The following is a 23,836-nucleotide window of genomic DNA, read 5'->3' as shown; positions in this document are numbered from 1 at the left end:
AGTGAGGAGAACCACATATGGCGAAACCTATGACGAAGACCCAGCTCGTTGCCGCGCTGGCCGAGGAAATGGACACGGACAAGAAGTCGGCTTCGGCCGCTCTCGACGCCATTACGTCGATCATCACCAAAGAAGTGTCGGGCGGTGGCGCCGTGACCCTTCCCGGTGTCGGCAAGATCTATTGCCGCGAGCGCCCCGAGCGCATGGTCCGCAACCCCGCCACGGGCGAGCAGATCAAGAAAGACGCCGACAAGGTGGTCAAGATGACCATCGCCAAGGCGCTCAAGGACTCGGTCAACTCGTAAGAGCGACGTCCTGACGAATTCGGAAAGGGTCGCCACGGGCGGCCCTTTTTCGTTGCCGCCTAGCCCGGCAATTCGCCCCGGCCCAGCCGCTCCACCATCCTGGCAAGCCGCCGCGCCCGCGTCTCGGGCTTCTTGGCGCCGAGAAGCTGGTGGTAAATCGTGAACCTCTGCGCCCGTGTCAGCCGGTCATAGCGCTCCCGCGCGCCGGGCGTGATGTCCAGCGCGGCGAGGAAATCCTCGGGAATCACCATATCCCGCTGCCCGGCATAAGCCGCATCCCACCGCCCGTCCGCCTTGGCGGCCTCGACATGGGCAAGCCCCGAAGGCTGCATCCGGCCCTCGGCGATCAGTCGCTCCACATGTCCCACGTTGATCTTCGACCATGCCGATCCCGCCCGGCGCGGGGTCACCCGCTGGATATAGGACACGTCGTCCAGCGACCGCTTCTGTCCGTCGATCCAGCCCCAGGCCAGCACAGCCTCGACGATATCACCCCAGGCGACCGAGGCGATCCCGCTGCCTTTCTTGTAGACCCGCACGAGCAATTCGGTCGCGCTGTCATGGTGCTGCGCCAGCCAGCGCTCAAGGTCGGCGCGCGTCTCAAATGGGATCGGGTCGCTCATCGTGTCACCATAGGCCGACAGATCCACCGCTCACCAGCCCGCCGCACCCCTTGTGCCTCCCGTTTCATCGGATAGGTTCGCCGCACCCCGGCGGCCGGGGCCGAACGGAGGACGAATGGACATTCGCGCGATCATCATGGGGCTGGCCTTTGCGGTCATGTGGTCCTCGGCCTTCACCTCGGCCCGGATCATCGTGGCCGACGCGCCGCCCATGACGGCTCTGGCGATCCGCTTCGTGATCTCGGGGCTTCTGGCAATCGGGATCGCGCGCATGATGGGGCAGCGCATCAAGCTCACCCGCGCGCAATGGATTTCCGTTGTCGTCTTCGGCGTGTGCCAGAATGCGCTGTATCTCGGCCTGAACTTCATCGCGATGCAGACGATCGAGGCGGGCTTTGCCTCCATCATCGCTTCGACCATGCCGCTGATTGTGGGTCTGCTCGGCTGGATCGTGTTCCGCGACCGGCTCCCGTTGCTCGCCGTGGTCGGGCTGGTCGTCGGCTTTGCCGGGGTCGCGCTCATCATGGGCAGCCGGATCTCGGGCGGGGTCGATATGTATGGCCTGATACTTTGCGTCATTGCTGCCGTAGCGCTCGCCGTCGCGACGCTTTCGGTGCGCACCGCCTCGGGCGGGGGCAACCTCCTGATGGTCGTGGGTCTGCAAATGCTGGTGGGGTCCATCGCGCTCGCCCCCTTCGCGGTGGCGATGGAGCCGTGGGAGGTGAACTGGAACCCCGGCCTCATCGCCGCTTTCATCTATACCACACTCGTTCCGGGCCTCGCCGCGACGTGGGTGTGGTTCGAACTGGTGCATCGGATCGGGGCGGTGCGCGCGGCGACATTCCATTTTCTCAACCCGTTTTTCGGCGTGGCTATCGCGGCGGTGCTTCTGGGCGAACAGCTTGGCCTGCTCGACGTGATCGGCGTGGCGGTGGTGACCGTCGGCATCCTGGCCGTGCAGCTTTCCAAACAGAAACCGGCCCCGGTGACGGCGGATCGCGCCGCCACCTGAGCCGCGGCATCATGCCATCGCGGGCGCGTATTTCGCGTCCACCTCGCCTGCCCAGGCAAAGGACGGACGCGCCGCGACCCGTTCGATCCAGGCCAGCACCTTATCGTCCTTGGGCGCCCATTCGCGCATCCAGGAATAGACGGACTGCACCATGAGGTCGGCAGCCGTGAAGCGGTCCCCCAGCAGGTAGTCGCGCCCATCCGCGAAGGTGTCGATCAGCCGTTTCTCGACCTCCGGCACACCCCGGAAGGTGGCGCGCAGGATCGGATGATCCAGACCGGCGGCATGGTGGTTGTAGACCGGCTCCATCACCGAAACCGCGTAGACCAGCCATGCAAGATACGGCCCGCGATCCGGGTGGTCGAGCGGCACGCCCACCCCCGCCTCGGGAAACAGGTCGCAGAGATAGATCATGATCGCGGAGCTCTCAGTGATGGTGACCCCATCGTGGACGAGGGCCGGAACCTTGTGGTCCGGGTGCGGGTTGCGCGGGTCGAACGCGCCCGAGCCGTCCTGCCGTTTCAGGTCGACATGGACCAGCTCGACCTTGTCGCGAATGTCGAGTTCATGGATCAGGGCGAGCATCCGTGTCGCGCGGGACCAATAGGAATGGTAGAGTGTGAACATCGCGTATCCTTTCGCTTTGCGTGTCAGTCTGACCGGATTATGGTCCAAGGCCACTGACAGTTTCCGTCAGGAGGACCCATGGCACGCACCGACCGCCTGTTTCGCCTGCTCGACGCCCTACGCCGTCTGCCCGCCCCCGTCACGGCCACCCGACTGGCCGAGGAAACGGGGGTGTCCGAGCGCACCATTTATCGCGACATCGACAGCCTGCGCGCCGCCGGGGCGCTGATCGACGGTGCGGCGGGCTATGGCTACACCCTGACCGAAGACAGCGCCGTGCCGCCCCAGATGTTCGACCGGCTGGAGCTTGAGGCAGTCGTTCTCGGCCTGTCGTGGCTCGGCCTTCAGGGCGACCCGGCACTGGCAGACGCCGCCGAGCGGGCCTTGGCCAAGGTCACGGCCTCGCTCCCCGCCCGCAAGGCGGAGGAGGCGAAGCACGTCGCCCTCCTCGCCTATGCCTTCGAGACCAAGCCCGAAGTGCCGGAATTCATGGCCACCCTGCGCGAAGCCGCTTGGGACGAACGCGCGGTCGAGATCGACTATACCGACCGGAACGGAGCGCACACCCAGCGCCGCATCTGGCCGCTCTCCATCGTCTACACCGACTACGCCCCGTGGATTCTGGCATGGTGCTGTAAACGGCGCGATTTCCGGCGGTTCCTGATTTCCCGCGTCGCTCGGGTCACGGCGACACAGGAAAGCTTCCGCCCCCGCCGCGTCCCGCTGCTGCGCGAAATGATGGCGCAGAGCTACACGGGTTGAAACATCCGCTCACGCCCTTGTCGGGTGACAGTGAGGCCCGGCTCACGGCAAAGACATCTCATGGAACTGATCCTCGCATATGGCGCAGGCCTTCTGACGCTCATCAACCCCTGCGTCCTGCCGGTCCTGCCGATCGTGCTGGCAACCGCGCTTCAGGCGCACCGCGCCGGGCCTGCCGTGCTGGCCTTGGGAATGAGCGTGTCCTTCGTCACCTTCGGAATGCTGATCTCGACCGTCGGCTACGCCATCGGCCTGACCGAAGATACCGTGGCGACAGCGGGCGCAGTCCTGATGATCGGCTTCGGCCTCGTCATGCTGATCCCGCAGGCCAACGCCGTCTTCGCCTCGGCCACCGCCGGTTTCGCCGCGCGGGCCGACAGCGGGATCGACGGGTTCGACCGCTCGTCGCTCTGGGGTCAGTTCGGCGGAGGGCTGCTCCTTGGCGCGGTCTGGTCGCCCTGTATCGGGCCGACTCTTGGCGGCGCCATCGCGCTCGCCAGTCAGGGGGAAAGCCTGCTACGCGCCTTCGCCATCATGGTGATGTTCGCCGCCGGCGTCTCGACCCTGATCCTCGCCATCGGCTATGGGCTGCGCGCCACAGCGCTGCGTCGCTTCGCCAATGTCTCGCGCCCCGTCCTCGGTGCAGCGTTTCTTTTGGTCGGTTTCGCCATCCTGTTCCGTATCAACCACATGATCGACGCCTGGCTGCTTCAGAACATGCCCGCCTGGCTCGTCGACCTGTCCGTATCCATTTAAGGGAGATCACCATGAACCGTCGCGCATTCCTCGCCACAGCCTCCGCCGCCGCGCTCATCCCGGCGCTCGCTCAGGCTGCCACCATCGCTTACACCCCCGGCGCGGTCGACCGCGCGCTTGCCGCCGGTCAGCCGGTCGTGCTCGATTACTTCGCGCCGTGGTGCGGGACATGTCAGGCCCAGCGCCGCGTGATCGCGCGCCTGATGGACGAGAATCCGGCCTACAAGGACAAGGTGACGTACATCGAGGTCGACTGGGACACCTACAAGCGTGACGCCATCACCACCTCGCGCCAAGTTCCGCGCCGCTCGACCCTCATCGCGCTCGGCCCGGACGGGTCCGAGCTTGCCCGCATCGTCGCAGGCACCAGCTATGAGGACATCAAGTCGCTCTTCGACGCGGCCCTCGCGACCGCCAGCACCTAGAGCAGCAGAAAGATCGCCACGTTCAGCGTCACGAAAGACGCGACCGTGGCCATCAACAGCGCCAGCGAGGCGAGGCCTTCGTGCCCCGTCTCCTGCGCCAGGACCGTGTAGATCGTGAACATCGGGATCGCGGCCGACAGGATCACCGCGACCCGCAGATCGCCGGTCAGACCCAGCCCCAGCACCGCGAACAGAACCACGGCACCGACCGTGGCCAGCGGCTGAACCACCAGCTTGGCGACCGAGATCTGCGCGGCAAGCGCCACGTTCCCCTTCACCGACAACCCGGCGAGCGAGCCGCCGATCACCACCAGCGCCAGCGCGGCGGCGGAACCGGCCACCATCGTCACCAGCCGATCCACCGGTCCGGGCACCGACACACCGATGATCGACACGGCAAGGCCCAGAAGCAACCCGATCACCATCGGGCGCCGGATCACGCCGACCAGAACCTTCCCGATCCTCAGCCCCCCACCCTTGGATGCCTCCATCAGAGCGAGCGCGATGGGAATGATGATCACGTTCTCGACAAGCATGTTCATGGCGAGGATCAGGCCAGCGATATCGGGAAACAGCAGGAGCATCAGGGGCGCCCCCACGAAGCCGGAGTTGGGACAGGCCGCCCCCATCGTGCCAATGGCGCGCCGCTGCGGCCCGGTGATCGCCGTGAACCAGCCGAACGCGATGCCCATCGTGACGAGCGCACCGGCGAGATAGACCGCCATGTAGGGCACGTTGAACACCTCGCCGATGTCGCGCGAGGCCACCGCGTTGAAGATCAGCGCAGGCAGCGCGATGTTCATCACATAGCCGCCGAAGACCTTCATGTCCTGCGGGCGAAACACCCGCCAGCGCACCAATCCATATCCCAGCGCAATGGCCGCGAATATGGGAAAGGTGATCCCGAGAATGTCGAGCATCAGCCGATCTTGCCCCGTGGCCCCTCACCGACCTGCGCGCGGTGCAGCATCAGGTGATCGAGGATGACACAGGCCGCCATCGCCTCCCCCACCGGCACGGCACGGATACCGACACAGGGATCGTGGCGGCCTTTGGTGACGATCTCGGCAGGTTCACCCGCCTTGGTGATCGTCTTGCGCGGCGTGAGGATGGAACTCGTGGGCTTCACCGCGAACCGGCAGACAATGTCCTGCCCCGTTGAAATCCCGCCAAGGATGCCGCCCGCGTGGTTCGAGGAAAAAACCGGCTTGCCGTCGTTCCCCATGTAAATCTCGTCCGCATTTGACTCGCCCGTCAGACAGGCGGCATTCATACCTTCGCCGATCTCCACGCCCTTCACGGCATTGATCGACATCATCGCGGCCGCGAGATCAGTGTCGAGCTTGGCATAGACCGGCGCACCCAGCCCGCCGGGCGCCCCGCGCACCACCACCTCGATCACCGCCCCCACCGAAGACCCCGACTTGCGCAGACCATCCAGATAGTCGGCCCATGTCGCCGCCGCGCCCGCATCCGGCACCCAGAACGGATTGCGCTCGATCTCGTCCCAGTCGAACCGCCCCCGGTCGATCTCGTGCTCCCCCATCCGCGTCATGTAGCCACGAACCTCGACACCCGGCGCGAGCACCTTCAACGCCGCGCGCGCGATCCCTCCGGCCGCAACCCGCGCCGCCGTCTCACGCGCTGAGGACCGCCCGCCACCCCGCGGATCGCGGATGCCGTATTTCTGCCAATAGGTAATATCGGCATGACCGGGCCGGAACTTCTCGGCAATGTCGCCGTAATCCTTCGACCGTTGATCTGTGTTCTCGATCATGAGCTGTACGGGCGTCCCGGTCGTCTCGCCCTCGTAGACACCTGACAGGATACGCACCTGATCCGGCTCGCGCCGCTGGGTCGTGTACTTGTTCTGCCCCGGTTTGCGCCGGTCCAGCCAGTGCTGAATCATCCCCTCGTCCAGCGCCACGCCCGGCGGCACCCCGTCCACGGTGGCGCCCAGCGCAGGCCCGTGGCTCTCACCCCAGGTGGTCACGCGGAAGATATGCCCGAAAGAGTTCATCATGGCCCGGCTCCTTTGCCCGCTTCGGTAGCCGACCCCCCGAAAAACCTCAACTCTTCTTCGGTCCACAAATACCTCAGGAGAGCGCGAGAGGGCAGCGCCCTCTCGCACCGCCGCGGCCCGCCACAGGCGGGGTGCGGCTCCCCATGCGCGTGCGCGAGCACGCACCATTCGGTGACACCCCCTTGCGAGCCCCTGCGCCGGTGCATAGTGTCGGCCTCACCTCGGGGTGCCACGCGTGACGCGCGGCTGAGATGCGATAAGCGAACCCGTTGAACCTGAACCGGCTAGCACCGGCGGAGGGAAGGTCAGGACCTGAATGGTCATCCTGCCGGACTTTCGCCCGTCGCAATGGAGGATGACATGAAAACACCCATCATCGCAGCGGGACTTGTGACCTTGGCGAGCGTCGCCAATGCGCAAGACACCCTGACAGTCTACACCTACGACAGCTTCGTCTCCGAATGGGGACCGGGGCCTGTCATCGAAGAAAACTTCGAGGCGCGCTGCGGCTGCGACCTCGAATTCGTCGCCGTGGGCGACGGAGCCGAGATCCTGTCGCGCCTGCGCCTCGAAGGCGAACGGACCGAGGCCGACGTGGTCCTGGGCATCGACGAAAACCTCGCCGAAGCCGCCCGCGCCACCGCGCTCTTCGCCCCGCACGGGATCGAAAGCCCGCAGCTCGACCTGCCCATCGCTTGGGAGGATGACCTCTTCCTGCCCTTCGACTGGGGCTACTTCGCCTTCGTCTACGACAAGACCAGGGTCGAAACCCCGCCCACCTCGTTCGAGGAGCTGGCCGACAGCGACCTGTCGGTCGTGATTCAGGATCCGCGTTCCTCCACCCCCGGTCTCGGGCTCGTCCTCTGGGTCAAGGCGGTGTTCGGCGACGATGCGGACGCATATTGGGAAAGCCTGAATGATCAGGTCGTGACGGTGACGAAGGGCTGGTCCGAGGCCTACGGCATGTTCCTCGAAGGCGAGGCCGACATGGTCCTGTCCTACACCACCTCCCCCGCCTACCACCTGATCGCCGAGGACGACGATACCAAGGCCGCCGCCGCCTTCGACAACGGCCACTACATGCAGATCGAAATCGCGGGCAAGGTCGCCTCGACCGACACGCCCGAGCTTGCGGATCAGTTCATGGACTTCATCCTCACCGATGGCTTCCAGGGCGCGATCCCGACGACCAACTGGATGTACCCGGCAAAGATGCCCGCAGACGGCCTGCCCGAAGGCTTCGAGACGCTCCACGAGCCAGAGAACGCGCTCGTTTACCTCGGGGCCGAGGCCGAGGCGATCCGCAACGAGGCCATCGAGGAATGGCGCGCGGTGTCCTCGCAGTGACACGCACCACCGGGGCGGGCGCGGCTGCGCTCGCCCTCGTTCTCCTTCTTGCTTTCGGCACGCTCATCGCCGTCGCTCTGCGCGCCGAGGGGGCGGGGGCGTTCGGCGTGGCCGACTGGGCCGCGCTGCGCTTTACGGTCGTGCAGGCGACGCTCTCGGCCGCGCTGTCGGTGGCGCTGGCCGTCCCCGTGGGCCGCGCGCTTGCCCGGCGGCAGTTCCGGGGCCGGGCCGCGCTCGTCATGCTTCTAGGTGCGCCCTTCATCTTGCCGGTAATCGTCGCCGTCTTCGGGCTGATCTCGGTCTTCGGGCGCTCCGGCCTTGTCAGTCAGGCGCTGCTCGCTTTTGGGTTCGAGCCGATCTCGATCTACGGCTTTCACGGCGTCGTCCTCGCCCATGTCTTCTTCAATTTGCCGCTCGCCACACGGCTCGTCCTGCAAGGTTGGCTCGCGATCCCCGCCGAGCGCTTCCGCCTTGCCGCCTCGCTCGGCTTCACCTCTCACGACATCGCGCAGCAGCTTGAACGCCCGATGCTGCGCGAAGTGTTACCCGGCGCGTTCCTCGTCATCTTCCTGCTGTGCCTGACGTCTTTCGCCGTCGCGCTCGCCTTGGGTGGCGGACCGCGCGCCACGACCATCGAGCTTGCGATCTATCAAGCCTTCCGCCTCGATTTCGACCTCGGCAAGGCCGCGCTTCTCGCCCTTGTCCAGTTCGCTTTGGGCGCAGCCGTGGCCCTCGTCGCCTTGCGTGTGGCGCTGCCCTCCGGATTCGGGGCGGGTCTGGACCGCGCCGTGACCCGGTGGGACGCCAACACGCCCGCGCTGCGGGCCCTCGACGCCATGCTCATCACGCTCGCGACGCTGTTCCTCGTCCTCCCGCTGGCCATGATCGCCGTGGACGGCCTCCCGGCCCTCGCGACGCTCCCGTCCTCGGTCTTCACGGCCACGGCACGCTCCGTCGGTGTCGCGCTCGTCTCGGTTCTGCTCACCCTCGCCCTCGCGCTTCCCATCGCGGCCTGGAGCGTCAAGGCCGCCTCGAAGCTGATCGACGGGATCGGCAGCCTCACCATCGCGGCCTCGCCGCTCGTCATCGGCACCGGCCTGTTCATCATCCTCTTTCCCGTCACCGACCCCTTCGCGCTCGCCCTTCCGGTCACGGCGCTGGTCAACGCGCTCATGTCCCTGCCTTTCGCCCTGCGCGCCCTCGTGCCTGCGCTGGGGCAGGTGGAAGCCGATTACGGCCGCCTCGCGGGCAGTCTTGGCATGACCGGCATGGCCCGCCTGCGCCTGTTGTGGCTGCCGCGCCTGCGCCGCCCTCTGGGCTTCACGATGGGCCTGTCGGCAGCCCTGTCGATGGGCGACCTCGGCGTGATCGCCCTGTTCGCAAGCCCCGACACACCCACCCTGCCACTCCAGATCTACCGTCTGTTGTCGGCCTACCGGATGGACGACGCAGCGGGCGCGGCGCTCGTACTGCTCGCCATCAGCCTTGCCCTGTTCTGGGCCTTCGACCGCGGAGGACGCGTGAATGCTGACGCTTGAGAACCTGCACGTCGACCTGGGGGAGTTCACGCTCGACGCCACGCTCACGGTCGGGACCGGCCGCAAGGTCGCCATCCTCGGCCCCTCCGGCGCGGGCAAGTCCACGCTGCTGGCCGCCATCGCGGGGTTCCAGCCCGCGACGGGCCGGATTGCCTGGAACGACGACAGCCTCGCGGGCCGCGCGCCCGCCGACCGGCCGATCACCACGATCTTTCAGGACAACAACCTCTTTCCCCATCTGACCGCGGCGCAGAATGTGGGGCTGGGCCTGCGCCCGGACCTCAGGCTCACCAAGGCCGATGAAACGCAGGTTGAAGAGGCGCTGGCCCGTGTCGGGCTCGACGGCCTCGGCCCCCGCAAACCCGCCCGGCTGTCGGGCGGTCAGGCCGCGCGCGTGGCGCTCGCCCGTGCCCTGTTGCGGCATAAGCCGGTGATGCTCCTCGACGAACCCTTCGGTGCGCTCGGTCCCGCGCTACGGGATGAAATGTTGGGGCTGGTGCGCGACCTCGCGGACGAGACCGGCGCCACGCTCCTCATGGTCAGTCACGAACCTGAGGACGCCCGGACCATCGCGGACGAGGTGATCCTCGTGGCGGACGGCCGCGCTCATGCGCCAGTGCCGACCGCCGAGATATTCGCCAACCCGCCCGAGGCCCTGCGCGACTACCTCGGACGCTAGGCTATCCACCCAATGCGCGGGTTTTCTGCACGGCAGCGTCGAGGCCCGTCGCGATATCCTCGTCCAGTGTCGTGGCTTGCAGCGCGAGCAGACCGGCAGCCGTCGTGCCGGCGTATTCGACCATCTCTTGCACATGATCGGCCGGCGACGGACCCGTCGACATCATCACCCCCGACGCATGAAAAAGCTGGCGCACCGCCCGGTCCGCAACGTCAGGGTCGACGCCGCGCTCGGTGGCATATGTGACCATGGATGCCGCGAACTGGGCGACGAAACCGGGCACGGGACCGGTCATCGCGGTAAACAGCTCGATCTGCGCTTCGTCCGGCACTTCGTCCGTCTCTCCACATGCTCCGAAGAAGGCACTGATCATGGCGCGGTCGGCCGCGGTTACGGATGCCGAGGCGCACCATGGCGAATAGGCCAGCCCCAGGCCCGCTGCCGGAGACGACATCGCCCGCACCACCCGCGGGCTGCCCGTCAAAGCGCAAATCTGATCGCGCGGAATCCCGGCCATCACCGATACGACCAGGGTGTCCCGCGCCCGCATCGCGATCTCGCCGGCGCTTGCCGGAGGCACGCACAGGACGACTGCGTCGCAAGCTTCAACCACCGCCTGCGGGTCCGTCGTCACGGGAAGCCCCTCAACCGGCGACTGGCCCGAGCGGTTCGCGACCATCAGGTCCAGCCCCGAGGCATGTGCGGCCTTCGCCAGGGCCCCACCCAACATGCCGCTTCCGATCAATCCGTATTTCATGGGCGTCTCCTTCTTCGTCCATCATTGCACACTCACGCGCGAAACGAAAAAGGGCGCCCCGAGGGGCGCCCTTTCAAACCGTCTGGCGGTGAAGGATCAGAGATCCAGTTCCTTGCCGTACTTGTGCGGCGCCCAGAGTTTCTTGTTCGTGAGGTAAAGCAGCGCGGCGAGGATCACGAGCATGGTCACCCCGATGAAACCGACCTGCTTGCGCTCCATCATCTTCGGCTCGGCGGTCCACATCAGGAAGGCCGCGACGTCCTCGGCAATGTGGTGCGCGTCGTTGGCGTGGCCGTCGTCGAATTCGACAAGACCATCGGACAACTGCGGCGGCATCGAGACCCAGCCACCGTCAAAGGCGGTGTTCTCATACAGGTACTGGCCGGCCACCTCGCGTTCCTCGCCGGTGAACCCGGTGAGGAAGTTGGCGATGTATTCCGGACCGCCCATGCCCTTGAACAGCTGGGCGAGGCCAGTGCCTGCGGGGCCGTGGAAGCCCGCGCGTGCCTTGGCCATGAGCGACAGGTCCGGCCCCATGCCTTCGCCGGTCACCGCCGGGAAGTTGTCACGCGGCAGGGCCGGGCGCCATTCGTCCGTCTCTGCCTCGTAGATCTCGAAGTTGTCGGCCGCGAAGGCGCGCACTTCATCCTCGGAGTATCCAAGATCGGTCAGCGTGCGCAGCGGCACATACTGAAGACCGTGGCAGGCCCGACAGACATCCATGTAGACCTTGAGGCCGCGCTGAAGCTGCTGCTGGTCGTAGGTGCCGAAGGGACCCTCGAACGAGAAGGCGATATCCTCGATATGCCCGTCTTCACCGGCGGCCACGGCGGCGCTGCCGCCAAAGGCCAAGGTGACTGCGGTGACCGCGGTAAGGGTGAGTTTCCTGATCATTGTTCTAAGATCCTCTCTCTCACTCGGCCGCCGAAGGGGCGTCGGGATAATGCTTCTTGAAGTCGTCCTCGATCGTCGCCGGGGGCGTCTCCGGCTTCTCGAACACGCCGAGCAGCGGGAGGATGATGAGGAAGTAGGCGAACCAGTAGGTCGCACCGATCAGCGAGATCCAGTCATGCGGGAAGTTCGTGTCGCGCGCACCGACCCACGTCAGGACGATGAAGTCGATGATGAGCAGACGGAACCACCACTTGAAGGCCGGACGGTACTTGCCCGAGCGGACCGACGAGGTGTCGAGCCACGGGGCCAGCGCCATCACGAAGATCGCCCCGAACATCGCCAGCACGCCAAAGAACTTGGCGTCGATGATGCCGCCGGTGATCCAGCTTACAAGCTGAACGGCCCAGACATCGGCGGTGAAGGCCCGCAGGATCGCGTAGAACGGCAGGTAGTACCATTCCGGCACGATGTGCGCAGGCGTCGCCAGCGGGTTCGCCTCGATGTAGTTGTCCGGGTGGCCCAGATAGTTCGGCATGAAGCCCACGATGGCCCAGAAGATCAGCAGGACGATCGCCAGCGCGAACAGGTCCTTGATCACGAAGTAGGGCCAGAAGGGCAGCGTGTCTTTCTTGGCTTCTTCCTTGGAGCCGCGCCGCACCTCGACACCGGTCGGGTTGTTGTTGCCCGTGGTGTGGAAGGCCCAGATGTGGACCGCGACGAGCGCGGCGATCACGAAGGGCAGCAGGTAGTGCAGCGAGAAGAAGCGGTTGAGCGTCGCGTTGCCGACCGCCGGCCCGCCAAGGAGCCAGGTCTGGATTTCGTCGCCGATGAACGGGATCGCACCGAAGAGGCCGGTGATGACCGTGGCACCCCAGAACGACATCTGACCCCAGGGCAGAACGTAGCCCAGGAAGCCCGTCGCCATCATGGCGAGGTAAATCAGCATCCCGATGATCCAGGTCACTTCGCGCGGCGCCTTGTAGGAGCCGTAGAAAAGACCGCGGAACATGTGGATATAGACGGCGACGAAGAACAGCGATGCGCCGTTCATGTGAATGTAGCGCAAGAAGAAGCCGCCATTCACGTCGCGCATGATGTGCTCGATCGAGGCGAAGGCCAAGTCGACATGCGGCGTGTAGTGCATCACCAGAATGATACCGGTGACGATCTGAAGAACCAGGCAGAAAGCCAGGACGATGCCCCAGATCCACCACCAGTTAAGGTTCTTCGGTGTCGGAATCATCAGCGTGTCATATGCGAGCGACACGATGGGGAGCCGCTTGTGCAGCCATTTGTCGAAGCCGGAACTCGGCTCGTAATGGTCGTGGGGAATACCAGCCATTTCTCTCTCCCTCAGCCCAGCTGAATGGTTGTGTCGTCGACGAACTGCGCGACCGGAACCAGCAGGTTCCTCGGCGCGGGCCCGCGGCGGATGCGGCCGGCGGAATCGTAGTGCGACCCGTGGCAGGGGCAGTACCACCCGCCGTAGTCGCCTGCGCCGTCACCCAGCGGGACACAACCGAGGTGCGTGCACACGCCCATCATCACGAGCCAGTTCTCGCCCTCGCCCAGCGTCCGGTTCTCGTCCGTCGCGGGCTCTTCGCCGCCAAGGTTCTCGTTGCGCGCGACCGGATCGGGCAGGTCGTCGATCGGCGTCTCGCGGGCCGCGTCGATCTCTTCCTGCGTGCGGTTGCGGATGAAGACCGGCTTGCCCAGCCACTTAACCGTAAGCTGGCTGCCTTCCGCGACACCGGAAATATCGACCCGGATCGAGGCCAGCGCCCGCACGTCCGCCGAGGGGTTCATCTGGTTGACGAGCGGCCAGACGGCGGCACCCGTCGCGACGACACCGGCACCGGCAGTCGCGTAGTAGAGGAAATCCCGGCGGGTCCCTTCGTGATCGTCAGCGTGTGACACGAGAGTTTCTCCCTTTCTGGGCCGCGCGTGGAGCGGCCAACGTCCCAAAAGGCCACGGTTGCCCGTAGCCCATCGCGGCGGTGTTTAGCGGTTAGAAAGGCACCCGTCCAGAAGGCATTGTCACGCGGCCGTGAGATTCAACCACTTATGACCACGCAAGGGGTGTGGCGTGCTGACGCATGAGCCGGGAATTCGGCGAAAATCAGGTCCGTGAGTGCGACTCAACCCGCCGGCTGGGTGGCCACCATGCTCTCGCGCTGCGAGAAGGCCGCGAACCAGTCATCAAGCGCGCCGCGCCCCTTGCGCCAGTTGCGCTCACCGTGGCGGAAATCGAGGTAGCCCAGCGCACAGCCCACGGCGATCTGACCGGCGTCGAGCGGCCCGCGCAGGTGGCTCATCCAGCGGCTTTCCAGCGCGTCCAGCGCCCCTTCGACCTTGCCCCACTGGGCGTCGATCCAGCCCTCGTACTGCATGTTCTCGGGCCGCACCCGGCCTTCGTAAACCATGAGCACGGCGGCATCCATCAGCCCGTCGGCCGTCGCCTCGAGCGTGAGAACCTCCCACACCCGCGTTTCCTTGTAGAGACCGGCATCGGCGCGGGCGTCGAGATAGCGGGTGATGACCCGGCTGTCGTAGAGCGTGCAGCCCTCGGGCCGGATCAGGGCCGGGATTTTCTTGATAGGGTTGGCCGCGACCGCTTCGGGCGCCGGGTTCGTGGGCGAGGTGGCCGCGGTGATCATCTCGACCTCGTCCTCCTGCCCGGTTTCCAGCAGCATGACCCGGACTTTCCGCACGAAGGGCGAAGCCGGGTTCCCGACGAGTTGCATCATGTCGTTCAGACCTTTCGGATTTTCACACGGCCCAGGACCGCAGCGTCGATTTCCAGCCCGGACCCGGCATCGCCGAAGCGAAACACCCGTTTCATCCGCGCCGTTCCATTGGCCTGTTCGGCCTCGCGACGCACCGTAACACCTTCGTCCACCCCGTCCAGCGCATCCTCGGCCCGCTGATCGCGGCGCCCTGACTCGACCTTCCGGGCGAACTTCCATGTCGCGAGCGCGACGGAACCCGCACCTGCGGCATAGACGGCGATGGGAATGAGGGGCAGCGGCATGTTACTCTCCTTTACATTGAGAGTAGGAGTAACCCGCGCCGCTGTCCAATCCTATTGTTCAGTCCACGTCCGGGCGGCGCATCAACGCCGCGAGCGCCGCCAGTTCCTGCCCCAAGCCCTTCCTGAGCTTGCGCGACGCCGCGTGCCGCACCGGCTCCGGCTTGTTCTGGCCCAGCTTCCATGTCCCGTCGACCGTCTCGACGTTCAGCCGCACCGGCACGATGGCGCGCTGCATCTTCTCATAGACTTCGGGCGTCATCTTCTCGGGCCGCCACGGCGCCTTGCGCTTGATCCGGCTCTCGAAAGCGTAGGACTGAAACTCCAAAAGCCCCGGCAACACGTCCTGCGGCCGTCGCTCCAGCTCTCCGCGCAGATGGACGGCGACGTAGTTCCACGTCGGCACCTGATCTTCGACCCCGTACCAATCGGGCGACACATACCCGTCCGGACCGTTGACCGCGATGACGGCGGGCTGCGGCGTCTCCAGCGCCTTGAGGATCGGATTCGAGCGCACCAAGTGCAGCGCCGCGATGGACCCGTCCTCGTTCAAAGTGAAGGGCACATGCGCCATCAGCGGCCCCTCCGCGCCATTCACGGACAGGATGCCGAAGCCGCGTTCACGGGCAAAGGCGATGTTGCGGGTGGTCTCGGTTTTGCGAAAGGCGGGATTGGGATGCATCAGGCCACCAGTTGCCCGCCGGCCTGCCCGGTGATGGTCGCGCGCACGATCTCTCCCTCCGGCTGATCGCTGGCGAAAGTCACCTCGGCGAAATGCTCCGTCCGCCCCATGCGCGGGTTCTCCATCAGCACGGCGTGGGTCACGCCCTTCTGTGCCGCGAGGTGACGCGCGACAGCGGCCTCACCGGCGACCCGCAGACGCGCGGCCCGGTCCTTGATGACGGTCCCGTTGACCTTCTGCGGTATCCGCGCGGCCGGCGTCCCCTCCCGCGCGGAATACGGAAAGACGTGAAGCCACGTCAGATCGCAGTCCTCGACCAGCTTCAGCGAATTCTCGAAATGCGCCTCGGTCTCGGTCGGGAAACCCGCGATGATGTCTGCGCCGAAGGTGATGCCGGGGCGCAGCTTGCGCGCCTCCTCGCAGAACGCGATGGCATCGTCGCGCAGATGGCGGCGCTTCATCCGCTTGAGGATCAGGTCGTCGCCGTGCTGAAGGCTCAGGTGCAGATGCGGCATCAGGCGCGGCTCGCTCGCAATCGCTAGCATCAGGTTTTCATCCGCCTCGATGGAATCGATGGACGAAATGCGCAGGCGCGGCAGGTCCGGCACCAGCCGCAGGATACGCATGACCAGATCGCCCAACCGCGGCTCACCCGGCAGATCGGCACCCCATGACGTCAGGTCCACGCCGGTCAGCACGACCTCGTTGAACCCCTTGTCCACCAGCCGCTTGATCTGATCGACCACGACTCCAGCCGGCACCGAACGCGAATTGCCCCGGCCATAGGGGATGATGCAGAAGGTGCAGCGGTGGTCGCAGCCGTTCTGAACCTGAACGTAGGCACGACTGCGCGTCCCGAACCCGTCGATCAGATGCCCGGCGGTTTCTGTCACCGACATGATATCGTCGACCTGCACCCGCTCGGTCTCGCCCACGAAATCGGGGCCAAGACGCGCCCATGTCGCGGGCGCCATCTTCTCGGCATTGCCGACAACCAGATCGACCTCGGACATGCCAGCGAAGGTCTCCGGTTCTGTCTGCGCCGCGCAGCCGGTGACGATCAGTCTTGCCTCGGGGTTCTCGCGCCGCAGCCGCCGGATTTCCTGCCGTGCCTTGCGCACCGCCTCGGCGGTCACGGCGCAGGTGTTGACCACCACGGCCCCCTCGACGCCCGCATCCTCCGCCAGCGTCTTCATCGCTTCGGTTTCATAGGCGTTCAGACGACAGCCGAGCGTCGCGAAAATTGGGGGTGTCGCCGCCATCAGACAGACTCCAGAAAGGCCCGTGTCAGGGTCGCGTCGAACACATGCGCGGTCGGCCCGGTCATCCAGACCCCGTCCTCGCGCCAATCGAGCGTGAGCCAGCCGCCGTCGACCTCCATCCGCACCGTCCGGTCCGTCAGGCCGCGTTCCACCGCTGCCACGGCGGTCGCACAGGCCCCGGACCCGCAGGCGAGCGTGATGCCCGTCCCGCGCTCCCAGACCCGCATCCTGATCTCGTCGCGCCCGCGCACCTGCGCGAATTCCACGTTCGTGCGCTCGGGAAACAGCGGATCGGTCTCGACCTCGCGCCCGCGCCCGGCCACGTCGATCGCCTCGGCATCCTCGACGAAGAACACGGCATGGGGGTTGCCCATGCCGACACCGACCGGATCGCCCTCCAGCGGCAGATGCAGCCGGTCCACATCACCCGCGAGCGGGATTTCGTCCCACGCGGTCTGCGGCTGGCCCATGTTCACATGCACCTCGCCGTCCACCAGCCGCGCCTCCAGCACACCGCGCGTCGTGCGGATGGTCAGCCGGTCGCGCCCGCCCTCATCGAACAGGTAGCGCGCCACGCAGCGCGTTGCGTTTCCGCAGGCCCCTGCACGGCTCCCGTCGCTGTTCCAGAAGTCGAGGTCGATGTCCGCCGCATCACTGTCGCGGATCTCGGCCAGCTGGTCGAACCCGACCCCGCGGTGCCGGTCGCCCAAGGCCCGCGCCAGCGCCTCGGAAGTCACAGCCTCCCGCCCCCGTGAATCGAAGATCACGAAGTCATTGCCGGCCCCGTGCCACTTCATGAAGGGCAGGCCCGTATCCGTCGGCAGAGCGCTCATGGCGCGCATATACGCCCGGCGCGAAATGAATGAAAGAGAATGCGGTTTTTTCTCTTGACCGCACACGCCCACCGCCTTAGTCAGCCCTCCGCAGTGGGCCGTTAGCTCAGTTGGTAGAGCAACTGACTTTTAATCAGTGGGTCGCAGGTTCGAATCCTGCACGGCTCACCACTGAAATCAATGACTTACCGGTCGTTTTCGCGCCGCTTTCCTCATCGACGGAAGGTGCGCGGTCGGCATGTCACCTCGAATATCCCTCGGGTTGCCCCGCACGTCGCGCCAGTCGTGCCGTTGGTTGAAAACCGCCACGCGGGATGTCCTGCGAGAAACAGTCCCTATTCCACCCGGTAGACGTCGATAACGATCCGTCTGCCCTGCGGGGCGAGCGAGGTCACGAAGAGCGACTCGGACAGCCATCGGTGCGGGCCGTCCGGTGCGTCGAAGACCGGGGCCGCGCGCATGTAGAAGTCCGATGGCGCGACGCTTTCCCCCGCCCTCAACCGCTCACGGACGGTGTCGGAGGACACGCGCATCCCCTTGTTCACGACATAGATGAGCGTCCCGTCCTCGGCTTCGAGGGTGTAGCGCGCCTCGATCCGGCTGGTGCCGTCCGGCTCGATCAGTGGCCAGTCCGAGCCGCCGGGCAGGACGCGCCCTGTCAGGCGCGGTCCATGAACGCGTCCGCCGATGATCGGGATATGCAACCGCTCGCCGTGCGGCGCAGGTCCGGCGGACCGGGGCGGATCGATCTCGGCCTCGATGGTGAAGACCAGCTCGAGCGACGGTGTCACGGGGCCGGTCACAGGGCGGCAAGCCAGTCAGTCATCTTGCGCAGCTTGGCTTGCGCATCGTCGCAATATTCCATCGACCGCAGGTAGCCGTGGATCAGCCCGTCGCCCATGTCGAGCGTCACGGAAACGCCTGCGGCCTCCAGCTTTTCGGCATAGACCACGCCGCTGTCGCGCAGGGGGTCGTTCTCGGCCACCGCGATGAAGGCGGGTGCGAGGCCGCTGTGGTCATCGGCGACATAGGGTGCGACGCGCGGGTCCTCATACAGCAGGTGTTCGTTCTCGGCACCGCCGACGAGCATCCGGTTCACCCCGGCCATGCCCTTGGTCGTGAGAAGCGGGGCCTCGGCATTCTCGATCATGGAGGGCCGGGTGAGGTCGAACTCGGTGCAGGGATAGATCAGAAGCTGACCGAGGAACCCGAAATCCTTCATGGCGAGGGCCACGGCGGCCGAAAGGTTGCCGCCCGCGCTGTCCCCCCCGATGGCGATGCGCGCCGGGTCGATGCCAAGGGTCTCGGCATTGTCCCGACACCAGCGCGCCACGTCGCAAGCCTGGTCGAAGGCCGCCGGAAAGGGATGCTCCGGACACAATGCGTAGTCGAGGCTGACGACCGTCTGGCGGTTCCACGACGCGATGCGTGCGGTGATGTCGGCATGTGTCTCGGGACTGCCCTGCATGAAGGCACCGCCGTGGGCGTAGATCAGGCAATCCTGCGTGCCACCCGACCTGTGCCGGTAGACGCGCACGCGGATGCGGCCCGCCGCGCTGTCGATCCAGTGTTCGGCGCTGTCGTCCACGTCCTCGGGCTTGGGCAGTGCCATGTTCGCGGCCACGACCTCGAAATGCGCGCGGCGGTCCTGCGGGGTCGCGTCCGCTTTCAGCGTCGCCCATTCGGCGTTCCACTTGGACATGAAATCGTTGATCTGCGAATTGAGCATCGTCACCTCTTCAGGACATCGCCGAGCACCATTGCCACGGCGCGGTCGCGCAACCGGGCCTGCCCGTCGCGCGTGTAGATGGATTTGCCGAACAGCGCCGAGAACGTGGGCTTGTTCGACACGTTGAACACGGACAGCGCCGAGATCTGCCAGTGCAGTTCGGTCGCATCGACACCGGCGCGGAAATCGCCCGACGCCTCGCCGCGTGCGATCAGGTTCGCGAGGCGCGAGATGGCCCCCGCGTTCAGGTCACGAATGACTTCGGACTGGCGCAGGTAGTCGGCATGGTGGACGTTCTCGATCATCACCATGCGGATGAAGTCAGGGTTGCGGCGGTGGTGGTCGAAGGTAAAGGCGACCAGCGCCTCGAGCGCATCGCGTGGCGCGAGCGCGTCCAGGTCGAGCTTGCGTTCCCCGTCCCGGACCTTCGCATAGGCGGCCTCCAGAGCGCGCGCGTAGAGGCCCTCCTTGTCGCCGAAATAGTAATAGATCATCCGTTTCGACGTATCGGTCTTGGCCGAAATATCGTCGATCTTGGCGCCGGACAGGCCGCTTCGGGCAAACTCGGCCATCGCCGCGTTCAGGATATCCCGCTTCACGCGTTCCGGGTTCTGCTTCCAGCTACCCTTTGATTTACCGTTATCTTTCAGAGTGTTGGCCAAGTTCCCTCCTCCCGGATGAACGAAGGCGTAGCATGGATATTTTTAAACCGGAAGTTAAAAGTGGTTGACGAATTTAAACCGTGGTTACAATTTGGCGGCGGATCGGGCGACTCGCCCCGACCGAGGGAGGATTGCGAGACATGGCCAGTGGCCCCCTGCAAGAGCGCACATCCAAAGCGCCGGCAGACCACCCGCGCGCGGTGCGCGTCGGGCTTGTGGGGCGCGGCATCCAGCTGTCGCGCACGCCGGCCATGCACATCGCCGAAGGCACCGCGCTTGGCCTCGATTACCGCTACGATCTGATCGACACGGACACGATCGCCGAGGCACCGGCCCTGTCCGACCTGATCGCACAGGCCGAAGCCCAGGGCTTCGCCGGTCTCAATGTCACCTTCCCCTACAAGCGCGATGTGATCGCCCTTCTCGATGAGTTGTCGCCCGCCGCGCAGAAGGTCGGCGCGGTGAACACTGTCGTTTTCGCGAATGGACGGCGGCGCGGGCACAACACAGATTTCTGGGGCTTCGCCGAAAGCCTGCGGCGGGGTCTCCCCGATGCCGCGCGCGACTCGGTGCTCCTGCTGGGCGCGGGCGGGGCCGGCGGGGCCGTCGCCCATGCGCTGCGCGACGTGGGCGTGAAGAACCTGGCAATCTTCGACCGGTCCGGTGGCGCGGCACAGGCGCTCGCCGCGGCCGTCGGCGGACGCGCGATCACGGATCTGGAAGCTGCCACACGCGACGCGGACGGCATCGTCAACACCACGCCGATGGGCATGGCGAAACTGCCCGGCATGGCCATCGACCCGAACCTGATCGACGCGCGTCACTGGGTCGCCGACATCGTTTATTTCCCACGCGAAACGGCGCTGCTTGCCGCCGCGCGGGCAAAGGGCTGCCGGGTGCTCGACGGTTCCGGCATGGCCGTCTTCCAGGCCGTGCGCGCCTTTGAACTCTTTTCGGGGCTTGTCCCCGATGAAAACCGGATGCGGGCCACGTTCGAGGCCTTCACCGAAACAACCTGAAACGCAAAAGGGAGGATTACCATGCGTTTGCTCACCACCATCTCCGCCGCGGCCATCGTCGCAGCCACGGCCGCCACGGCCCAGGACAAGTTCGAGTTGATCTACTCGGACACCGTGCCGGAAACCGACGTCCGGACCGAGATCCTGCGCTCGGCTTTCGGCGAATGCCTCGGCGACGGCTTCGACTTCCAGTCCTATCACGGCGCGACGCTGTTCAAGCAGGGCACCGAGTTGACCGCCATGCAGCGCGGCAACCTCGACATGGGCAACCTCGCCATCTTCGACTTCTACAACCAGGTGCCCTCGACCTCGGTTCTGGGCACGCCGTTCCTGTTCCGTGATTACGAGCACATGCGCGCGGTCTACGACAGCGACGTGCTGGCCGATCTGGAAGCCGAGATCGAAGAGAAGGCGGGCGTCAAGATCCTCGCCTATCCCTACATCGGTGCGCGCCACCTGGGCTACAAAGGCGACAGCGAAGTGATGACGCCTGCCGACCTCCAAGGCGTGAAGCTGCGGATGCCGCCGGGCGAAGGCTGGCAGTTCGTGGGCGAAGCCATGGGCGCGACCCCGGTGCCGGTGCCCTTTACCGAGGTCTACACCGCCATGCAGACCGGCGCGATCGACGGTCAGGACAACGGTTTCCCGGCGACCTACAGCATGAAGTTCCACGAAGTGATGACCCACATGGGCACCACCGCGCACCTGATCGCGGCGAACGAGTTCACCATCTCGCTCGATACCTGGAACGAGATGAACGAGGACCAGCAGGCCAAGGTGCAGGAATGCGCCGACAACTTCGAGGCCGAGCTCGACGCAGAAACCCTGAGGCTCGAAGAAGAACTGCGCGGGAAGATCGAGGAAGCGGGCGTCAACGTCTACCAGCCCGACAACGCCGCCTTCCAGGAGCATGTGCTGGGCGTCTACCGCGACTCAAAGTACTCCGAAGAATGGCCCGAGGGCCTTGTCGACGCCATCGTCGGCGTTGGCATGTAATCGGCACGCATAACGCAACGGCGGCAGGCGGGATCACTCGCCTGCCGTTTTTCCAAGGAGGGGCGGATGGACCGGCTCAAGACTGTGTGGACCTGGCTGGGGCGGCGGGCCGAGAACTTCCTCGCCCTGCTCCTGTTCTCGATGTTCGTGACGTTTCTGCTTCAGGTCGTCTTCCGCTATTTCCTCAACCTGCCGGTGGGCTGGACCGTCGAATGGGTCACGATCGCCTGGCTCTGGGGCATCCTGTTCGGCTTCGCCTTCGTGGTGCGCGAGACCGACATCATCCGCCTCGACGTGCTCTACTCCGCGCTGCCGCGCGGGCCGCGCCGGGTCATGGATGTGTTCACCGGGCTGACCATCGCAGGGATCTTTCTCTACACCCTGCCTGCCAGCTGGGACTACATCGACTTCATGATGCGCGAGCGGACGGCCTATATCCGCGTGCCGTTCTTCTGGGTCTTCATCATCTACATTCCTTTCGCCCTGTCGGTCGCCGTGCGCGGCCTGATGACCGCCTGGGCGGGCATCACGGGATCGGGCCCCCGGTTCGACACCGGGGCGAGCGCGGAGACGCACGACTATGATTGAACCGTTCACCCTGACGCTCATCCTGATCGTCATCCTGTCGCTCTTCGGCGCCTCCGTCGGGCTCGCCATGATGGGGGGGAGCTTCGTCTACCTCGTCCTCATGGGGTTCGACCCTTCGATCGCCTCCGAGACGATGTTGCAGGGGCTGTTCAACAACTACACGCTGCTTGCGATCCCGCTGTTCATCCTCGCCGCCGACATCATGAACATCGGGTCGCTCGCCGACCGGCTACTCCGGTTCGCGCAGGCGCTGGTGGGCCGGTTCCGGGGCGGGCTGGGCCATGTGAACGTGGTTTCGTCGCTCATCTTCTCGGGCATGTCCGGTTCGGCGGTCGCCGATGCGGTGGGCATGGGCAAGATCATCATCAACCTGATGACCCGCGACGGGAAGTATTCCAAAAGCTACGCCGCCGCGATCACCGCAGCCACCGCCACGGTCGGCCCGATCATCCCGCCGTCGATCCCGATGGTGCTTTATGCCATCGTCTCGGACCAGTCGGTCGGCTTCCTTTTCGCCGCTGGCATGGCGCCCGGCCTGCTCATGGCGCTCGCCATGGGTGTGATGAACTACATCATCGCACGCCGCCGGGATTTCCCGGTGGACGAGGTGGTGCCACTGCGCGAATTGCCCAGGATCACGTGGAAGGCGCTGCCCGCGCTCATGCTGCCCGTGATCCTGCTCGGAGGCATCTACGGTGGCATCGTCACCCCGACCGAGGCCGCCGCGGTCGCGGCGTTCTACGCGCTCCTGATCTCGGTGCTGCTTTATCGTTCGGTGACGTTCAAGGCGTTCTACGAGGCGCTCCTCGGCTCGGCCCGCTCGACGGCGAGCGTCGGTGTCCTCGTCGCAGGCGCGATCACGTTCAACTACGTCATCACGCGCGAACAACTGCCGGTCTCCATCGCGGATCTGCTGTCGCAATACGAATTCACCCGGTTCCAGTTCCTGATCGTCATCAACGTGCTGTTCCTGCTTCTGGGCATGGTGCTCGAAGGCGGGGCGATCCTGCTCATCATCGTGCCGATCCTCATCCCCTCCGTTCAGGCGATGGGCATCGACCTTGTCCATTTCGGGGTGATCGTGGTGGTGAACGCAATGCTCGGCCTCATCACGCCCCCCTACGGGCTGCTCCTGTTCATCACGTCGAACATCACCAGCGAGCCGATCGGGCGGATCATTCGTGACGTGGTGCCCTTCATCCTTGCGCTGTTCGTGGCGCTGATGATCATCACCTTCGTCCCGGATTTCGTGCTCTTCCTGCCGCGTCTGCTCGGCTACCAGGGATAAC

General features: G+C 65.6%; 28 protein-coding genes, 1 tRNA gene and 1 riboswitch. Of the genes, 13 read left to right on the top strand and 16 right to left on the bottom strand.

The annotated features are described in order from the left end of the window. The first annotated feature begins 17 nt into the window (after nucleotides 1–17). Nucleotides 18–305 (top strand): HU family DNA-binding protein, encoded by a 288-nt coding sequence (locus tag B2585_RS02695; protein WP_292019708.1) that lies wholly within the window; start codon nucleotides 18–20, stop codon nucleotides 303–305. Nucleotides 306–364: 59 nt separating this feature from the next. Here B2585_RS02695 and B2585_RS02690 read toward each other — a convergent pair whose 3' ends face one another. Further along, entirely contained in the window at nucleotides 365–928 is a 564-nt protein-coding gene (locus B2585_RS02690) for a YdeI/OmpD-associated family protein (protein WP_292019706.1), read from the bottom strand. A gap of 115 nt (nucleotides 929–1,043) precedes the next feature. On the opposite strand from B2585_RS02690, the gene B2585_RS02685 reads away from it, so the two are divergent. Next, entirely contained in the window at nucleotides 1,044–1,940 is an 897-nt protein-coding gene (locus B2585_RS02685) for a DMT family transporter (protein WP_292019704.1), read from the top strand. 9 nt (nucleotides 1,941–1,949) lie between these two features. Here B2585_RS02685 and B2585_RS02680 read toward each other — a convergent pair whose 3' ends face one another. Next, nucleotides 1,950–2,567 carry a glutathione S-transferase family protein gene (locus B2585_RS02680; protein WP_292019702.1) on the bottom strand — a complete coding sequence of 206 codons (618 nt, stop codon included), beginning with the start codon at nucleotides 2,565–2,567 and terminating at the stop codon, nucleotides 1,950–1,952. Nucleotides 2,568–2,645: 78 nt separating this feature from the next. Here B2585_RS02680 and B2585_RS02675 point away from each other — a divergent pair, with 78 nt between their 5' ends. From B2585_RS02675 to B2585_RS02665, 3 genes are read left to right on the top strand one after another with little or no spacing between them, the layout of a single operon-like run. Continuing rightward, nucleotides 2,646–3,329, top strand: a complete 684-nt coding sequence (locus tag B2585_RS02675; protein WP_292019701.1) for a helix-turn-helix transcriptional regulator — start codon at nucleotides 2,646–2,648, stop codon at nucleotides 3,327–3,329. Between the two features lie 60 nt (nucleotides 3,330–3,389). Continuing rightward, a complete protein-coding gene (locus B2585_RS02670; protein ID WP_292019699.1) occupies nucleotides 3,390–4,085 on the top strand; it encodes a cytochrome c biogenesis CcdA family protein in 696 nt (231 codons plus the stop codon). A gap of 11 nt (nucleotides 4,086–4,096) precedes the next feature. Next, nucleotides 4,097–4,510, top strand: a complete 414-nt coding sequence (locus tag B2585_RS02665; protein WP_292019697.1) for a thioredoxin family protein — start codon at nucleotides 4,097–4,099, stop codon at nucleotides 4,508–4,510. Here B2585_RS02665 and B2585_RS02660 read toward each other — a convergent pair. Further along, on the bottom strand, nucleotides 4,507–5,430 hold the full coding sequence (locus B2585_RS02660; RefSeq protein ID WP_292019695.1) for an AEC family transporter: 924 nt from the start codon (nucleotides 5,428–5,430) through the stop codon (nucleotides 4,507–4,509). The genes B2585_RS02665 and B2585_RS02660 overlap by 4 nt on opposite strands. Further along, entirely contained in the window at nucleotides 5,430–6,533 is a 1,104-nt protein-coding gene (aroC, locus tag B2585_RS02655; protein ID WP_292019694.1) for a chorismate synthase, read from the bottom strand. The genes B2585_RS02660 and aroC overlap by 1 nt, the downstream gene beginning before the upstream one ends. A 212-nt stretch (nucleotides 6,534–6,745) precedes the next feature. Continuing rightward, nucleotides 6,746–6,852: riboswitch (TPP riboswitch) on the top strand. 41 nt (nucleotides 6,853–6,893) lie between these two features. Here aroC and thiB point away from each other — a divergent pair. Genes thiB through B2585_RS02640 form a run of 3 tightly spaced genes read left to right on the top strand, consistent with a single transcriptional unit; the run spans nucleotide 6,894 to nucleotide 10,097 of the window. Beyond that, the gene (gene thiB / locus B2585_RS02650; RefSeq protein WP_292019691.1) at nucleotides 6,894–7,880 is read left to right on the top strand and encodes a thiamine ABC transporter substrate binding subunit; all 987 of its coding nucleotides are present in this window, start codon (nucleotides 6,894–6,896) and stop codon (nucleotides 7,878–7,880) included. Further along, nucleotides 7,856–9,418, top strand: a complete 1,563-nt coding sequence (locus B2585_RS02645) for a thiamine/thiamine pyrophosphate ABC transporter permease ThiP (RefSeq protein ID WP_292019689.1) — start codon at nucleotides 7,856–7,858, stop codon at nucleotides 9,416–9,418. The genes thiB and B2585_RS02645 overlap by 25 nt, the downstream gene beginning before the upstream one ends. Beyond that, nucleotides 9,405–10,097, top strand: a complete 693-nt coding sequence (locus B2585_RS02640; RefSeq protein ID WP_292019687.1) for an ATP-binding cassette domain-containing protein — start codon at nucleotides 9,405–9,407, stop codon at nucleotides 10,095–10,097. Before B2585_RS02645 ends, B2585_RS02640 begins: the two co-directional genes overlap by 14 nt. Before the next feature lies 1 nt (nucleotide 10,098). Here B2585_RS02640 and B2585_RS02635 read toward each other — a convergent pair whose 3' ends face one another. The 9 genes from B2585_RS02635 to dapF all read right to left on the bottom strand — a co-directional run bounded on the left by B2585_RS02635 (nucleotide 10,099) and on the right by dapF (nucleotide 17,553). Further along, nucleotides 10,099–10,854 carry a pyrroline-5-carboxylate reductase family protein gene (locus B2585_RS02635; protein WP_292019685.1) on the bottom strand — a complete coding sequence of 252 codons (756 nt, stop codon included), beginning with the start codon at nucleotides 10,852–10,854 and terminating at the stop codon, nucleotides 10,099–10,101. A 96-nt stretch (nucleotides 10,855–10,950) separates the two neighbouring features. Further along, nucleotides 10,951–11,748 (bottom strand): cytochrome c1, encoded by a 798-nt coding sequence (locus tag B2585_RS02630; RefSeq protein WP_292019683.1) that lies wholly within the window; start codon nucleotides 11,746–11,748, stop codon nucleotides 10,951–10,953. A 19-nt stretch (nucleotides 11,749–11,767) separates the two neighbouring features. Beyond that, the gene (gene petB, locus B2585_RS02625; protein WP_292019681.1) at nucleotides 11,768–13,090 is read right to left on the bottom strand and encodes a cytochrome b; all 1,323 of its coding nucleotides are present in this window, start codon (nucleotides 13,088–13,090) and stop codon (nucleotides 11,768–11,770) included. An 11-nt stretch (nucleotides 13,091–13,101) separates the two neighbouring features. Further along, entirely contained in the window at nucleotides 13,102–13,665 is a 564-nt protein-coding gene (petA, locus tag B2585_RS02620) for a ubiquinol-cytochrome c reductase iron-sulfur subunit (protein ID WP_292019679.1), read from the bottom strand. Between the two features lie 221 nt (nucleotides 13,666–13,886). Next, nucleotides 13,887–14,492, bottom strand: a complete 606-nt coding sequence (locus B2585_RS02615) for a glutathione S-transferase (protein ID WP_292019867.1) — start codon at nucleotides 14,490–14,492, stop codon at nucleotides 13,887–13,889. A gap of 8 nt (nucleotides 14,493–14,500) precedes the next feature. Further along, complete coding sequence (locus B2585_RS02610; RefSeq protein ID WP_292019677.1) at nucleotides 14,501–14,779, bottom strand: hypothetical protein; 279 nt, start codon at nucleotides 14,777–14,779, stop codon at nucleotides 14,501–14,503. A gap of 58 nt (nucleotides 14,780–14,837) precedes the next feature. Beyond that, nucleotides 14,838–15,458, bottom strand: a complete 621-nt coding sequence (locus B2585_RS02605; RefSeq protein WP_292019675.1) for an FMN-binding negative transcriptional regulator — start codon at nucleotides 15,456–15,458, stop codon at nucleotides 14,838–14,840. Beyond that, nucleotides 15,458–16,720, bottom strand: a complete 1,263-nt coding sequence (gene mtaB, locus B2585_RS02600; protein ID WP_292019673.1) for a tRNA (N(6)-L-threonylcarbamoyladenosine(37)-C(2))-methylthiotransferase MtaB — start codon at nucleotides 16,718–16,720, stop codon at nucleotides 15,458–15,460. The genes B2585_RS02605 and mtaB overlap by 1 nt, the downstream gene beginning before the upstream one ends. After that, nucleotides 16,720–17,553 (bottom strand): diaminopimelate epimerase, encoded by an 834-nt coding sequence (dapF, locus tag B2585_RS02595; protein WP_292019672.1) that lies wholly within the window; start codon nucleotides 17,551–17,553, stop codon nucleotides 16,720–16,722. Before dapF ends, mtaB begins: the two co-directional genes overlap by 1 nt. A gap of 95 nt (nucleotides 17,554–17,648) precedes the next feature. Between dapF and B2585_RS02590 the strand changes: the two genes are divergently transcribed. Next, nucleotides 17,649–17,724, top strand: a tRNA-Lys gene (locus B2585_RS02590). 164 nt (nucleotides 17,725–17,888) lie between these two features. Here B2585_RS02590 and B2585_RS02585 read toward each other — a convergent pair. Genes B2585_RS02585 through B2585_RS02575 form a run of 3 tightly spaced genes read right to left on the bottom strand, consistent with a single transcriptional unit; the run spans nucleotide 17,889 to nucleotide 19,944 of the window. Further along, nucleotides 17,889–18,344 carry a DUF3237 domain-containing protein gene (locus tag B2585_RS02585; RefSeq protein ID WP_292019670.1) on the bottom strand — a complete coding sequence of 152 codons (456 nt, stop codon included), beginning with the start codon at nucleotides 18,342–18,344 and terminating at the stop codon, nucleotides 17,889–17,891. Nucleotides 18,345–18,352: 8 nt separating this feature from the next. Further along, nucleotides 18,353–19,282 carry an alpha/beta hydrolase gene (locus tag B2585_RS02580; protein ID WP_292019667.1) on the bottom strand — a complete coding sequence of 310 codons (930 nt, stop codon included), beginning with the start codon at nucleotides 19,280–19,282 and terminating at the stop codon, nucleotides 18,353–18,355. A gap of 2 nt (nucleotides 19,283–19,284) precedes the next feature. After that, on the bottom strand, nucleotides 19,285–19,944 hold the full coding sequence (locus B2585_RS02575) for a TetR/AcrR family transcriptional regulator (RefSeq protein WP_292019665.1): 660 nt from the start codon (nucleotides 19,942–19,944) through the stop codon (nucleotides 19,285–19,287). A 140-nt stretch (nucleotides 19,945–20,084) separates the two neighbouring features. Between B2585_RS02575 and B2585_RS02570 the strand changes: the two genes are divergently transcribed. The 4 genes from B2585_RS02570 to B2585_RS02555 all read left to right on the top strand — a co-directional run bounded on the left by B2585_RS02570 (nucleotide 20,085) and on the right by B2585_RS02555 (nucleotide 23,835). After that, nucleotides 20,085–20,963: a shikimate dehydrogenase gene (locus B2585_RS02570; RefSeq protein WP_292019663.1), complete on the top strand. Its 879-nt coding sequence runs from the start codon at nucleotides 20,085–20,087 to the stop codon at nucleotides 20,961–20,963. 21 nt (nucleotides 20,964–20,984) lie between these two features. Next, the gene (gene dctP, locus B2585_RS02565) at nucleotides 20,985–21,959 is read left to right on the top strand and encodes a TRAP transporter substrate-binding protein DctP (RefSeq protein WP_292019661.1); all 975 of its coding nucleotides are present in this window, start codon (nucleotides 20,985–20,987) and stop codon (nucleotides 21,957–21,959) included. Between the two features lie 66 nt (nucleotides 21,960–22,025). Next, complete coding sequence (locus tag B2585_RS02560; RefSeq protein ID WP_292019659.1) at nucleotides 22,026–22,547, top strand: TRAP transporter small permease; 522 nt, start codon at nucleotides 22,026–22,028, stop codon at nucleotides 22,545–22,547. Next, a complete protein-coding gene (locus B2585_RS02555) occupies nucleotides 22,540–23,835 on the top strand; it encodes a TRAP transporter large permease (RefSeq protein WP_292019657.1) in 1,296 nt (431 codons plus the stop codon). Before B2585_RS02560 ends, B2585_RS02555 begins: the two co-directional genes overlap by 8 nt. The last annotated feature ends 1 nt before the right edge of the window (nucleotide 23,836 follow it).

Origin of the sequence: Maritimibacter sp. UBA3975 (genome assembly GCF_002384975.1) — a bacterium.
In the GTDB taxonomy this organism is placed as follows: domain Bacteria; phylum Pseudomonadota; class Alphaproteobacteria; order Rhodobacterales; family Rhodobacteraceae; genus Maritimibacter.
Note: the sequence above shows the minus strand (reverse complement) of the source record. Positions and strands in the feature narration are given on the sequence as shown.

Bases quoted from the DNA above. Each gene is read 5' to 3' on its own strand.
- B2585_RS02660 (WP_292019695.1), bottom strand. From the start codon at position 5,430: ATGCTCGACATTCTCGGGATCACCTTTCCCATATTCGCGGCCATTGCG.
- B2585_RS02670 (WP_292019699.1), top strand. From the start codon at position 3,390: ATGGAACTGATCCTCGCATATGGCGCAGGCCTTCTGACGCTCATCAAC.
- B2585_RS02630 (WP_292019683.1), bottom strand. From the start codon at position 11,748: ATGATCAGGAAACTCACCCTTACCGCGGTCACCGCAGTCACCTTGGCC.
- B2585_RS02560 (WP_292019659.1), top strand. From the start codon at position 22,026: ATGGACCGGCTCAAGACTGTGTGGACCTGGCTGGGGCGGCGGGCCGAG.
- B2585_RS02555 (WP_292019657.1), top strand. From the start codon at position 22,540: ATGATTGAACCGTTCACCCTGACGCTCATCCTGATCGTCATCCTGTCG.
- B2585_RS02640 (WP_292019687.1), top strand. From the start codon at position 9,405: ATGCTGACGCTTGAGAACCTGCACGTCGACCTGGGGGAGTTCACGCTC.
- B2585_RS02605 (WP_292019675.1), bottom strand. From the start codon at position 15,458: ATGCATCCCAATCCCGCCTTTCGCAAAACCGAGACCACCCGCAACATC.
- mtaB (WP_292019673.1), bottom strand. From the start codon at position 16,720: ATGGCGGCGACACCCCCAATTTTCGCGACGCTCGGCTGTCGTCTGAAC.
- B2585_RS02675 (WP_292019701.1), top strand. From the start codon at position 2,646: ATGGCACGCACCGACCGCCTGTTTCGCCTGCTCGACGCCCTACGCCGT.
- B2585_RS02580 (WP_292019667.1), bottom strand. From the start codon at position 19,282: ATGCTCAATTCGCAGATCAACGATTTCATGTCCAAGTGGAACGCCGAA.
- B2585_RS02695 (WP_292019708.1), top strand. From the start codon at position 18: ATGGCGAAACCTATGACGAAGACCCAGCTCGTTGCCGCGCTGGCCGAG.
- B2585_RS02665 (WP_292019697.1), top strand. From the start codon at position 4,097: ATGAACCGTCGCGCATTCCTCGCCACAGCCTCCGCCGCCGCGCTCATC.
- petB (WP_292019681.1), bottom strand. From the start codon at position 13,090: ATGGCTGGTATTCCCCACGACCATTACGAGCCGAGTTCCGGCTTCGAC.
- B2585_RS02570 (WP_292019663.1), top strand. From the start codon at position 20,085: ATGGCCAGTGGCCCCCTGCAAGAGCGCACATCCAAAGCGCCGGCAGAC.
- dapF (WP_292019672.1), bottom strand. From the start codon at position 17,553: ATGAGCGCTCTGCCGACGGATACGGGCCTGCCCTTCATGAAGTGGCAC.
- B2585_RS02610 (WP_292019677.1), bottom strand. From the start codon at position 14,779: ATGCCGCTGCCCCTCATTCCCATCGCCGTCTATGCCGCAGGTGCGGGT.
- B2585_RS02680 (WP_292019702.1), bottom strand. From the start codon at position 2,567: ATGTTCACACTCTACCATTCCTATTGGTCCCGCGCGACACGGATGCTC.
- B2585_RS02690 (WP_292019706.1), bottom strand. From the start codon at position 928: ATGAGCGACCCGATCCCATTTGAGACGCGCGCCGACCTTGAGCGCTGG.
- B2585_RS02645 (WP_292019689.1), top strand. From the start codon at position 7,856: ATGGCGCGCGGTGTCCTCGCAGTGACACGCACCACCGGGGCGGGCGCG.
- B2585_RS02635 (WP_292019685.1), bottom strand. From the start codon at position 10,854: ATGAAATACGGATTGATCGGAAGCGGCATGTTGGGTGGGGCCCTGGCG.
- thiB (WP_292019691.1), top strand. From the start codon at position 6,894: ATGAAAACACCCATCATCGCAGCGGGACTTGTGACCTTGGCGAGCGTC.
- dctP (WP_292019661.1), top strand. From the start codon at position 20,985: ATGCGTTTGCTCACCACCATCTCCGCCGCGGCCATCGTCGCAGCCACG.
- B2585_RS02685 (WP_292019704.1), top strand. From the start codon at position 1,044: ATGGACATTCGCGCGATCATCATGGGGCTGGCCTTTGCGGTCATGTGG.
- B2585_RS02615 (WP_292019867.1), bottom strand. From the start codon at position 14,492: ATGCAACTCGTCGGGAACCCGGCTTCGCCCTTCGTGCGGAAAGTCCGG.
- aroC (WP_292019694.1), bottom strand. From the start codon at position 6,533: ATGATGAACTCTTTCGGGCATATCTTCCGCGTGACCACCTGGGGTGAG.